Consider the following 8,676-nt stretch of genomic DNA (forward strand, 5'->3'; position numbering starts at 1 on the left):
CGACGACGTCCACGGGCTCGGCCGGCGAGGGGCGCCGCGGTCGGCTCAGGGAGCCTCGAAGGCCACCCCGGCCGAGCGCCGGTCGTCGGCGACGCCGCTGACCTCGCCGCTCTCCCAGTCGACGGCGAGCGCCTGGACCGAGCCGAAGGTCTCCCGCTGCGCCGACGGCAGGGTCTGGGTGCGCCAGCCGAGCGCGGAGACCGGGCCGACGAGCCCGGCGTCCTCGACCGTCACGGCGCCCTCCCGGTAGAAGAAGCGGTCCGCGGGCACGACCTCGGCGAGGTCCTCGCCGTGCAGCGCCCAGCGCAGGACCACCGTCGTGGTGACGCTGGGGATGACGCTCCCGCCGGGCGTCCCGACGACGAGGACCGGGCGGTCCTCGCGGTCGAGCACCATCGTGGGCGCGCTCCACGTCGCCGACCGGCGTCCCGGCGACGGGACGTTCGCGCTGCCCGTGCCGATGGCGCCGAAGCGGCCCAGCGAGTTGTTGAGGAAGAAGCCGCCGACCTCCTGGCCGGAGCCCCAGAAGGCGGTGAGGGTGTTCGTCATCGACACCGCTCGCCCGTCGGCGTCCACGACGGAGATGTGCGTCGTGCTGCCCGGTTCCTCCTCGTCGGGGCCTTCGTCGCCCGAGGGGTCCTCCCCCGGCGGTGGCGCGAGCCCCAGGTCGGCCGCGATCGCCGCGTTGCGATCGGGGTCGGTGATCTCGGCGACGGGGACGTCGGTGAAGGCGGGGTCGCCGAGGGACCGCTGCACCTCCTCCTCGGCGACCCGCCAGGCGCGGGTCTGCAGGTCGACGAAGGCCGCGGAGCCGGGCTCGAGCTGGCCGATGCCGCCGTCCTCGGCGATCTGCGCCGTCTGGACGACCGCCGCGCCGGGGTGCGGAGGAGCGGCCGAGACCAGTCGGTAGTCCCCCAGCGGCCCGGCGGCAGGCTCGGGCAGCACGACCTCGTAGGCGGCGAGGGAGTCGGCGTCCACGCCCGCGGAGGTGGTGAGCGCGGGGACCAGGTCGCCGCGGTAGACGGCGTCCGCGCCTGCGTCGGCGATGACCTGCATCGTGTCGGCGAGCTCTTGCTGCACGAGCACGTCGCCCTCGCGGAGCAGCCCGCCGCCCGGGCGCTGGAACTGGGCGAGCCCGCCGGTCGCGCGCTGCCCGCCGCCGCTGACGATGGTCCCGGCGAGGAAGCCGGAGACGGGGGTCCCCTCGCGGGCGAGGCGGATCGCGGGCGCGAGGACGTCCGCCCAGGGCAGGGCCCCGTGGTCGGCGTGCAGGCGCTGCAGGCCGGCGACGAAGCCGGGGATGCCGGTGCCGCTGCCGGGGACGGAGCCGGCCTCGTTGACGACCTCCCGGTAGTCGTAGCTCGTCACCTGGCCGTCGACGGCGACGAGGGCGACCCCACCTCCGCCGATGCCGGACGTGGGTGGGGTGATGACGGCGTCGGCGAAGGCGGCCGCGACGGCGGCGTCGCCCGCCGTGCCTCCGCGCCGCAGCACCTCGGCGCCGGCCTCGCTGGCCAGCGGGTGGCCCGAGCTGACGCCGCCCGCGGCCAGCGTCGACCGGGCCGGGGTGGTCTGCTCCGGCGTCGCCGTGGGAGGGGGCGACGGCGCGGGCGCGGACGTGGTGGGCGCCTCCTGCGGGGGCGACTCCTCCTGCACCGCCGTGCAGCCGGGCAGGAGCACCGCCGAGGCCAGCAGCAGCGCGAGCGCCGCCCGGGAGCGCCGGCGAGGCCCGGCGGTGTCCGGGGCGGCGGCCGGGGCGGCCGCGTCCGGGGCGGAGCGGGTCACGGGCGGCCGCCGGCAGGCGCCCAGAAGGGGCGGGCGAGCCGCTCGAGCGGGCCGGGGCCGCCGACCCGCGTCCACACCGCGGCGACGAGCGCCGTCCCCACGACCAGGGCGGCGCTCGTCACCACCCCGTGGGCGAGGGTCAGGTCGTCGGGCACCCAGGCGACGATGACGAGGACGTGCAGGACGTAGAGGGTCAGCGCCAGGCGGCCGTAGCCGGCGAGTGGCCGCAGGAGGGCCGGGCGGGCCTGCCCGGCGCGCACGGCCAGCCCGACGACCACGGCGGCGCCGCCGACGCCGCTCACCAGCCACAGCGGCATCTGCCCGTGCGCCACGCCGGTGAGCAGCTTCGCGAAACCCTCGTCGGCGGTCGGGCCGAGGAGCGCGCGGGCGAGCGTCGAGGCCCCGAAGGCCCCCACCGCCGCGACGGCCCCCCACCCGACGAGGCGACGCTGGGTGCTGCGGGCTGCGAGGTCGGCCCGGGCGAGCAGGAGCCCGACCACGAAGGGGACGACCCAGGTGACCAGCGGGTAGCGCCCGGCGACGAGCAGGCCGAGGAGCATCTCGCCCGGGGGGTCGCCCAGCTGCACCGGGGGCTTGCCCGGCGCGAGAGACGTCACCAGGACCTCGTGCAGGACGACGAGGGCGGGCCCGAGCACCAGGGAGGCAGCGGCCAGGCCGACCAGGGGCCACGTCGGCAGCCGGCCGAGCACGGGGGCCAGGAGGAACAGGACGGCGTAGAGCGTGAGGACGACGCCGATGTCGTCGGTGAGCTCCTGCAGGCCCAGGCCGAGGGCGGCCAGCACCGCCGCCCGCCAGAGGGCGGCGCTCCACACCTCTCGCCGTGAGGTCCCCCGCCGGAGCGCCCTGGCGGCCACGAGACCGGCGCCGATCCCCGCGACCACGACGAAGAGCAACGACGCGCGACCGTAGGGCAGCAGGTACAGCCGGTGCACGAGCGACGTCGGCGGCATCGGCCCGACGTTGACGACGATCATCCCGACCAGGGCCAGGCCCCGGGCGGCGTCGACCCCCAGGAGCCGGTCGGTCGCCGTGGGAGCGGCCCCTCGGTCCTCCGGCGGAGGCCGGGAGAGAGGGCCGGCGTCGCGCGGCGCGGTCTGCGGGCGCGGGCGAGGACGACCTCTGACCGCCCCCGGCGTCGCCACCTCACGACGGTAACCCCGGAGCCGAGCAGCGACGCGTCGAGACCGGCAGGCGCCGCCCGGCGCCGGGCGCACGCCGTCCTCGCCCCCGGGGCGCGTCGTCGCCCGCTCGCCCCCCACCCAGGTCGCGTCCGGTGCGTGCCGGCCGGTACCTGCGTCCGGGACGGCGCGGGACGCGGCTCAGGGGCGGGACAGGACCGCCAGCACCTGCTCGCCGTAGCGCTCCAGCTTGGCCGGGCCGATCCCGGCGATGGCCGCGAGCCCGGCGAGCTCGCGGGGGTTCGTCTCGGCCACGGCGACGAGCGTCGCGTCGGTGAAGACGACGTAGGCGGGCACCTTCGCCTCGGCGGCCGTGCGCGAGCGCCACTCCCGCAACGCCTCGAAGACGGCCTCGTCGTAGGTGGCGGGGCAGTCCTCGCACCGGCCGGTCTTGCGGGCGGCCGCGGTCGTCAGGGGCTCGCCGCAGGTGCGGCACCGCGAGAGGCTGGCGCCGCGCCGTCGCGATCCCCGCTCCCCCCGGGCGACGCCGCCCGCCGGGGCGTCGGCCGCCGAGGAGGGCCGCAACCCGTCCAGGAAGCGCGAGGGCTTGCGCGAGGCCCGCCCGCCGGGGGTGCGCGAGAGGGTCCACGAGCACACGACCCGCTCGCGCGCGCGGGTGACGCCGACGTACAGCAGCCGGCGCTCCTCCTCGACGGCGTCGGCGTCGTCCTGGGCGAAGGAGATCGGCATGAGGCCCTCGGAGAGGCCGACGAGCACGACGGCGTCCCACTCCAGCCCCTTGGCGGCGTGCAGCGAGGCGAGCGTGACGCCCTCGACCGCCGGGGCGTGCTGGGCGGCCGCGCGCTCGTCCAGCTCGGCGACCAGCTGCGGCAGCCGGTCCTGCGGGCGGGCGGCGGCGACGTCGTCGGCGAGGGCGACGAGCGCCGCCAACGACTCCCAGCGCTCGCGGACGGCGCCCGAGGCGGCCGGCGGTGCCTCGGCCCAGCCGGCGCCGGAGAGGACGTCGCGCACGAGGGCACCGAGGGTCTGGCTCCCGTCGTCGGCGCGGGCGGCCCCCCGCAGCAGCAGGACGGCGTCGCGCACCTCCTTGCGGGCGAAGAAGCGCTCGCCGCCGCGCAGGAGGTAGCCGACGCCCTGGGCCGACAGCGCCTGCTCCAGCGGCTCGGACTGGCTGTTCGTCCGGTACAGGACGGCGATCTCGCGTGCCGGGTGGCCCTCGGCGAGGCGCCCGGCCACCCACGCGGCGACGCGCGCGGCCTCGGCGTCGTCGTCGGCGTTCTCCCAGAACTCGGGCGCGGGACCGGCGGGGCGCTGGGCGACCAGCTCGACGCGCGCCCGCGTCGCGGCCCGGGGCGCGCGGTCGAGCAGGCCGTTGGCCAGGCCGACGACCTGCGGCGTCGAGCGGTAGTCGCGCACGAGCCGGACGGTGTGCGTGCCGGGGTGTCGACGGTCGAACTCGAGCAGGTGGCGCGGGTCGGCGCCGGCGAAGGAGTAGATGGTCTGGCTGGCGTCGCCGACGACGCAGAGGTCCTGGCGGTCGCCGAGCCAGAGCTCCAGCAGACGCTGCTGCAGCCCGCTGACGTCCTGGTACTCGTCGACGACCAGGTGGCGGTACTGCGAGCGGACGGTCCGGGCGACGTCCTCGCGCTCCTCGAGGATGCCGACCGTGAGGAGCAGGACGTCCTCGAAGTCGACGACGCCGCGGTCGGTCTTGACCTCCTCGTAGGCGCGCAGCACCCGCGCGGTGGCGAGGTGGTCGAGCCCGGCGGGGGCGTCGCGGCCCCGGCGGCGGGCGGCCTCGGGGTAGGCGTCGGGCGTGAGCATGCCGACCTTGGCCCACTCGACCTCGGCGGACAGGTCGCGGACGGCGGCGCGGTCCACCCTCATCCGCAGGCGCGAGGCGGCCTGGGCCACGAGCTGGGCCTTGTGCTCGACGAGCGGCGGCAGCCCCCCGCCGACGGCCTGCGGCCAGAAGTACTGCAGCTGGCGCAGCGCCGCGGCGTGGAAGGTGCGGGCCTGCACGCCGGGCACGCCGAGGTCGCGCAGGCGCGTGCGCATCTCGGCGGCGGCCCGGGCGGTGAAGGTGACGGCGAGCACCTGCGTCGGCTGCCACGCCCCGGCCAGCGCGCCGTGGGCGATGCGGTGGGTCAGCGCGCGCGTCTTGCCCGTGCCCGCGCCGGCGAGCACGCGCACCGGCCCGGACAGCGACGTCGCCACCTCGCGCTGCTCGGGGTCGAGCGCCGCGAGGACGGCGTCGGCGTCCCGTGGGGGCAGAGGTCGCTCGTGGCTGCCGTCGGCGGGCACGGGGCGGGTCGCGGCGGTCGGGCTCATGGCGGGCGTCATGCTCGCACCCGGCGGCGACCGCGGGGCCCGGCCGTCCACAGCGGCCCGGGGCGCGGGCGCCCGAGCTCCTCCCCGGGGCCAGGATGACGGCACGAGGCGTGCGCGTTGTGCCGGCGTCCGACGTCCTTCTCGACCGACGTCCCTCCGAACCGGGAGCACCGCAGCCATGAGCGCGTCCACCGACCACGTCCCCGCCGCCGGCGCCGTCACGATGTTCACGACGACGTGGTGCGGCTACTGCCGCAACCTCAAGCGGCAGATGGACCGGGACGGGGTCTCCTACCGCGAGGTCAACATCGAGGACGTGCCGGGCACCGCGGAGTTCGTCGCCTCGGTCAACGGGGGCAACCAGACCGTGCCGACGCTGCTCTTCTCCGACGGCACGACGGCGACCAACCCCACGCTGGCCGAGGTCAAGAGCCGCCTCTGAGGCCGCCACCCGGCCCCGTCGGCCGGGGCGGCACCCGATGAGCAGCCACCGGACGACCCGCTTCGAGCCCCTCGACGTCGCCGCGCTGGCCCGCCGGGTGGCCGGGCAGGCCATGGCGGCCTCGCTGGCCGCCCGTGACGACCCCTCGGCCGGCGCGGCGGTGCGGGTCGGCGTCGACGCGGCGGTCCCGGCGGACGGCGGGCTCCTCGCGGACGCCGTCGCCGACGAGCTGGCCGCCCAGGGGGCCGGCGTCCTGCGGGTCCGCGCCGCGGACTTCCTGCGGCCGCGCTCGGTGCGGCTGGCGGCGGGACCGACCGACGCGGCCAGCGGGTACGACTCCTTCGTCGACCACCTGGCCCTGGCGCGCGAGGTGCTGGACCCGCTCGGACCCGGGGGGTCGGGCGCGTGGCTGCCGACGCTGTGGGACGTCGTCCGCGACCGGGCGACCCGCGCCGAGCGGCGTCGTGCGGCGCCCGGGTCGGTGCTCGTGCTCGACGGGCCGCACCTGCTGCGGTGGGAGACGGCGGACGCCCTGGACCTGTCCGTGCACCTGCTCGTCTCCGACGCGGCGGTCCGGCGGCGGCTGGACGGGGCCGAGGCCGAGCGGGTCGTCGGGGCGTGGGCCATCTACCTCCAGGAGACCGACCCGGCCCCGCGCGCAGACCTCGTCGTCCGCGCCGAGGACCCCCGCCGCCCCGCGCTGCTGCTCGGGGACGCACCGAGCGCGTGGGGGTGAGGGTCCGTCCCGGCGAGGGCGGGGCGTGCCGGCTCCGGCGTCGAGCCCGGGCTACCAGCCCGGGCGCCCCGGCAGCTCCTCGCCGGCCTCCTCGCGGTACCAGGACTCCACGAGCCGCAGCGCGATCGACGTCGGGGGCGGCAGCAGCACCTCCCCGGAGGTCACCGCGGCGGCGAGCTCGGCGCGGCTGAACCACCGGGCGGCCGCGATCTCGACGTCGTCGACGCGGATCTCGCTCGTCGTCGCGGACGCGGTGAAGCCGAGCATGAGGGAGGCGGGGAAGGGCCAGGGCTGGCTGCCGCGGTAGACGACGTCGCCGACGACGACGCCGACCTCCTCGAGGACCTCGCGCCGGACCGCGGCCTCCAACGGCTCGCCAGGCTCGACGAAGCCCGCGAGCGCCGAGTACCGCCCCTCGGGCCACATCGCGTTGTGCGCCAGCAGGACCCGGTCGTCGGGGTCGACGACGGCCATGATCACCGCCGGGTCGGTGCGCGGGTAGTGCTCGCTGCCGTCGACGCGGCAGGCGCGCGTCCAGCCCGCCGACGTGATGCTCGTGCGGGCGCCGCAGCGCGGGCAGCAGGGGTGCACGCGGTGCCAGTTGAGGACGCCTACGGCCTCGACGAGCAGGCCGGCGTCGCGGTCGTCGAGGTCGGGGGCCAGGGTCCGCAGGCCCTGCCACTGCTCGCCGCCGGGGGCGACCGGCCAGCCGGCGCCGTCCGCGACGTCCTGGTCGTCGGGCACCTCCACCGCCACGTGCGCCGTGCCGTCCTCCTCCCGGCCCAGGTAGACGACGGGGGAGTCCTCGGGCGGGGCGGGCGCGACCGCCCGGGGCGCCACCAGGTCGAGCGTCGACCCGCCGCCGTCGCGGGCACGGACGGGCGCGCTCCCGTCGGGACGCACGCGCAGCACCCGCGTGGCGTCCTCAGCCCACAGCTCGGCGAGCAGGTCGGGGCGGGTGCGCCGCTCGCCGTCCCGGTCGACCGTCGACCGCGACAGGAGCAGGGAGCGCAGCGGCGTCACGACGTCACCGTAGGCGCCGGGCCACCGCGCTCCCACCGCGGACGGCCCGCCGGCGCGAGCAGCCGCACGCACCGAGACCTCCCGGCCGCGGTGCGCCGTCCCGGCAGGCAGGCCTGCGGCGTCTACGGTGTCCGCCGTGCCCCGCTCCCCCCTCGTGCTCGCGGCGCTGGCCAGCGCCGCCGTCCCGAGCCTGCAGGTCACCGGCGCCCGGCCCGCCGGGGTCGAGGACGGCGTCGGCGAGGACGTCGACGCCGCCGTCGTCGCGGCGGCCGACGGCAGCGCATGGGTCGTGCGTGCCCCGCTGGACGCCGCCGCGAGCGCCCTCCTGGAGCACGAGGCCGTCCTGCTGCGCCGGCTGGGCTCCCTCGGGGAGGACGACGCCCTCCCCTTCGCCGTCCCCGAGCCCGAGGGCTCAGCCCCCCTGCGGGGTGGGGGCAAGGCCCTCGTGCACCGGCACCTGGGCGGCGTGCCGCTCGACCCCTCCGACCTGCGCGCCGGGCCGGGGCTCTCCACCTCGCTCGGCACCTGCCTCGGGCGCCTGCACGACCTGCCCACCGCCCTGGCCGAGGAGGTCGGCCTGCCCACCTACACGGCCGAGGAGCACCGCGAGCGCCGGCTCGCCGAGCTCGACCGCGCCGCCAGCACGGGCCAGGTGCCACCGGGGCTGCTGTCCCGGTGGGAGAAGGCGACCGAGGACGTCGGCCGGTGGCGCTTCTCACCGTGCCTCGTGCACGGCGACCTCACCCCCGAGCGGGTGCTCGCAGGCGGGCAGGACGTCGTCGCGGTCGTCGAGTGGGCCGAGGCGCGCGTCGGCGACCCCGCCGACGACCTGGCGTGGGTGGCCGTCGGGGCCGAGCCCGGGGCCCTGGACACCGTCCTGGAGACCTACGCCGTCACCCGCCGCGAGCAGCCGGACCGGCACCTGCCGGTGCGCGCCCAGCTCTCCGGCGAGGTCGCCCTCGTGCGCTGGCTGCTGCACGGCGTCCGCCTGGACGACGCGGGCGTCGTCGACGACGCTGTGCAGATGCTGCAGGACCTGGACTCCGACGTAGGCGGCGAGGCGCTCTGAGGCTCCGCGTCGCCACCGCGAACATCGCCTCGGGGCGGGGTCCGGGCACTGCTCCCCCGCGCGCAGCCGGCCCTGCGCCCTCGGGGCCGCCCGGTCCTGCGCCCTCGGGGCCGCCCGGCCCTGCGCCCTC

At 78.0% G+C, this 8,676-nt stretch carries 7 protein-coding genes; 3 read left to right on the forward strand and 4 right to left on the reverse strand.

Annotation, left to right across the window (positions count from 1 at the left end):
* Positions 1-45: 45 nt before the first annotated feature.
* The 3 genes from WDV86_RS11410 to WDV86_RS11420 all read right to left on the reverse strand — a co-directional run bounded on the left by WDV86_RS11410 (position 46) and on the right by WDV86_RS11420 (position 5,276).
* Positions 46-1,785, reverse strand: a complete 1,740-nt coding sequence (locus tag WDV86_RS11410) for a gamma-glutamyltransferase (protein ID WP_339567759.1) — start codon at positions 1,783-1,785, stop codon at positions 46-48.
* Positions 1,782-2,948, reverse strand: a complete 1,167-nt coding sequence (locus WDV86_RS11415) for a DUF418 domain-containing protein (protein WP_339567760.1) — start codon at positions 2,946-2,948, stop codon at positions 1,782-1,784. The genes WDV86_RS11410 and WDV86_RS11415 overlap by 4 nt, the downstream gene beginning before the upstream one ends.
* 177 nt (positions 2,949-3,125) lie before the next feature.
* Positions 3,126-5,276, reverse strand: coding sequence for an ATP-dependent DNA helicase UvrD2 (locus WDV86_RS11420; protein ID WP_339567761.1), 2,151 nt, complete (start codon positions 5,274-5,276; stop codon positions 3,126-3,128).
* 178 nt (positions 5,277-5,454) lie between these two features.
* Between WDV86_RS11420 and WDV86_RS11425 the strand changes: the two genes are divergently transcribed.
* Together WDV86_RS11425 and WDV86_RS11430 are read left to right on the forward strand one after the other, a co-directional pair.
* Positions 5,455-5,718 (forward strand): mycoredoxin, encoded by a 264-nt coding sequence (locus tag WDV86_RS11425; protein ID WP_339567762.1) that lies wholly within the window; start codon positions 5,455-5,457, stop codon positions 5,716-5,718.
* Positions 5,719-5,755: 37 nt separating this feature from the next.
* Positions 5,756-6,454 carry a hypothetical protein gene (locus tag WDV86_RS11430; protein ID WP_339567763.1) on the forward strand — a complete coding sequence of 233 codons (699 nt, stop codon included), beginning with the start codon at positions 5,756-5,758 and terminating at the stop codon, positions 6,452-6,454.
* 51 nt (positions 6,455-6,505) lie between these two features.
* On the opposite strand, the gene nudC is transcribed toward WDV86_RS11430, so the two are convergent.
* Complete coding sequence (gene nudC, locus WDV86_RS11435) at positions 6,506-7,477, reverse strand: NAD(+) diphosphatase (RefSeq protein WP_339567764.1); 972 nt, start codon at positions 7,475-7,477, stop codon at positions 6,506-6,508.
* 136 nt (positions 7,478-7,613) lie between these two features.
* Between nudC and WDV86_RS11440 the strand changes: the two genes are divergently transcribed.
* Entirely contained in the window at positions 7,614-8,546 is a 933-nt protein-coding gene (locus tag WDV86_RS11440; protein WP_339567765.1) for a phosphotransferase, read from the forward strand.
* The last annotated feature ends 130 nt before the right edge of the window (positions 8,547-8,676 follow it).

Origin of the sequence: Pseudokineococcus sp. 1T1Z-3, assembly GCF_037482365.1 — a bacterium.
Classification (GTDB): Bacteria; Actinomycetota; Actinomycetes; order Actinomycetales; family Quadrisphaeraceae; genus Pseudokineococcus.